A 2,811-nucleotide genomic window follows, 5' to 3' on the forward strand; every position below is an offset into this window, starting at 1 on the left:
ATATAGACAAGATATCGGCAACTATTACAAACGAATAAAAGTGGGGTAGGTAATGTCTTTGGAATTTTTCACAACGCAATTAATAATGATTGCATTATTTATCTTAATAATTCATTCAATCGAAACCTTAGCTTATTCAGTACGTTTATCAGGGGCAAGAGTGAAACTATTAGCATCGGCACTTTCCCTATTTAATGTGATGGTAATGGTTTCAAGGCTAGCGAATATGATGCAACAACCTTTTACGGGAAGTTTGATTGATAATGCACCAAAAGAGAATGCATTAGAATTTGTCGAGAGTCAGTATCGAATTCTAATTGGTTCAGCAACTTTAGGTACAATAATAGGTTTACTTTTGTTACCGACATTTATTGCTGTTTTTTCGAGGGCAATCATCCATTTAGCAGAAGAAAGAGGTTCAGTTCCAGCGTTATTGAAAAAAGGATTTACATTTTCATATTTAAGACGTGCAAAAAAGCATTTTCATCTCCCTAGGTATACTTATTTGAAAGATATGAGTTGGCGAGATATACCTATTAAATTATTTTGCATTAATATATAGATTACAGCAATTTATACAATTGGAGTTTTATCTGCACTATATGCAGCTTTGCTTGCACCTGACCGAGCAACAACTGCTGTTATGGCATCGGGTTTAATAAATGGTATAGCCACAATCTTACTAATTGTATTTATTGACCCCAAAATTGCAATCCTAGCTGATGATGTAATCAACAAAAAAGGGGACTATGTCACATTAAAAAGTGTCTCTATTATGATGGTTACATCAAGATTGCTAGGAACACTTTTAGCACAGGTCTTATTCATTCCAGGTGCAAAGTATATTGCTTGGTTTACACAGTTCCTTATGTAGTTTAGTAACTTCTGAAATCTTAAAAAAAATGTACTTAAACTAACGGGTGCTTTAGTTAAAGATCATCGGGCTGTTTAAACAGCCCTTTTTCTTATTGAACTAACGGGGCAGGTTAGTTGAACAGTGTTGTTTAACTTGTGTTCAACAATCGGGCCAGTTTGTTGAACAAGGATATTTTCTGTTTTTTAGCGAATTAGAATTACAAACAAACTTATCAAGAATACAGGATATTGCAAAATAACAGGAACATAGGAGGTATGAGCTATGAAAATCCTCAGAATAGATCATGTAGGTGTAAACGTAAATGATCTCTCTGCCGCTAAAGAGTTTTTTCTCGATTTTGGCCTTGAGGTGCAAGGGGAATGGGAAATGGAAGGTGAGTTCATGAATCAGGTATTTGGGCTTAATGACGTAAAAGTAGCATGTGTAGGATTGGGGACGCCAGACGGTCAGGTATGGATAGAGCTAATCAAATTTTATAGTCCGTCAGATGAAAGAGAAATTCAGCAACCTTTTGCAAATACCCTGGGTATCCGGCATATTGCATTTGCTGTTGAAGATATTGAAGCTGTTGTTGCCAAGTTGAAAAAGAAAGGTACGGAAATCTTTAGTGCGATACTACACTATGAAGAAAGTTATAAGTTATGCTACTGCAGTGGGCCAGAGGGAATTATTTTAGAGTTGGCGGAGCAAATCAAATAAATTAAGGGTAATTAATAGTTATCGGGCCGATAATTGATGGATTTTGACATACCGCCAGTGAATATGTAATCACGTCTATAAAGTTGTTCCGCAAGCGGGCGCGATTGTTATGTAAGCGTTTCTGTTCTTATTAAACTAACGGGTGCCTTAGTAGAATAACCAGCTGTCTCATTTTCAGAATAGGGGGGGGAATGTTTGACTAGTAAATCACGCAAAATCTCAGGTGTAATATTAATTGTTTTGGCATTGATTCCGATTAGTAATGCGGTTAAATATTTCACATCTCCTCCCATATTAGTCGGTTATTCTGAAAATAAAGATTGGAAGGTTGAATATGTTTCAACAGGACATTATTGGGAGGCTCAGTTGTTCCCCTTGAAACAGGGTTTAGGACAACCTGAAAATTTAGTTTTTATCGAAGGCAATCAAAGGAATGAATATCCAGGTAAAGGTTCGAAAAATGAAGAACCAAACGATGCAAGATTATATTACTACTGCAATACATTAGGAAGCAGTCCGAAAGATAATGTATCTTATAAATTTGAATTCATCTCGAACAATGGACAGAAACAAATGATAAATTTAAAAAGACAAAAAGAAGAATTTTCAATTTGGAAAATATTTTAGCCTTTAATAAAGGGCATACTGAATTGATATAGTGTTACTTCTTCAACTAACGGAGCAAGTTAGTTGAAGAAGWAAGATAAAAATTACATCAAAATTCACAATTCAAGTGAGCATAAGATTTCGAATGATTTTCTTTTAGAAAGGTGCTTGAGAGTAAATATTATAAAGGTAAAATGCACATAAATTCCTATCTTAAGGATTATGTGCATTGTGAATATTTGATATTTATGAATTTGTCTTTTCTGCCTCGTAATATCCTAATTTATGGAAATTATAAAGTTGATTAATATGCTCCTTAGGATATGCTTCTAATAATTCAAGAATTTCTTTTGCAAATTCTAATGAAGCTGTTCCATTTGCGGTCACAATTTTTCCGTCAGAAACTGCTTGCTCTAGTACATAATTCATTTCATTTCTGTAGTGATCTTTTGCATAAGTTTTCAAATCATTAAGATCATTGCTTGTATGCTTTATTTCATTTAACCATCCATTGGCTCCCATAAAAACTGTTGCATCACATATTGCCCCTACTGGAATATCCATAGTAAGTGCCTTTTCCATTAATGGAATGACGTTATTGTTTAGTGGCTTACGCCAAGAGTTTCCCC

At 34.6% G+C, this 2,811-nt stretch carries 3 protein-coding genes and 1 pseudogene; 3 read left to right on the top strand and 1 reads right to left on the bottom strand.

Annotated elements, in window-relative coordinates; all coding sequences use genetic code 11:
* Positions 1 to 85: 85 nt before the first annotated feature.
* The 3 genes and pseudogenes from AC1DSB_RS17470 (at position 86) to AC1DSB_RS17480 (ending at position 2,203) form a co-directional block, all read left to right on the top strand.
* Positions 86 to 874: pseudogene (locus tag AC1DSB_RS17470) on the top strand (lipid II flippase Amj family protein).
* 264 nt (positions 875 to 1,138) lie between these two features.
* Positions 1,139 to 1,576: a VOC family protein gene (locus AC1DSB_RS17475; protein WP_477533228.1), complete on the top strand. Its 438-nt coding sequence runs from the start codon at positions 1,139 to 1,141 to the stop codon at positions 1,574 to 1,576.
* 195 nt (positions 1,577 to 1,771) lie between these two features.
* A complete protein-coding gene (locus AC1DSB_RS17480) occupies positions 1,772 to 2,203 on the top strand; it encodes a hypothetical protein (RefSeq protein WP_477587225.1) in 432 nt (143 codons plus the stop codon).
* Positions 2,204 to 2,428: 225 nt separating this feature from the next.
* On the opposite strand, the gene AC1DSB_RS17485 is transcribed toward AC1DSB_RS17480, so the two are convergent.
* On the bottom strand, positions 2,429 to 2,811 hold a 383-nt coding region (locus tag AC1DSB_RS17485; RefSeq protein ID WP_477587226.1), incomplete at its 5' end, for a DJ-1/PfpI family protein.

The organism is Paenisporosarcina sp. P4_E4_2 (assembly GCF_056401595.1).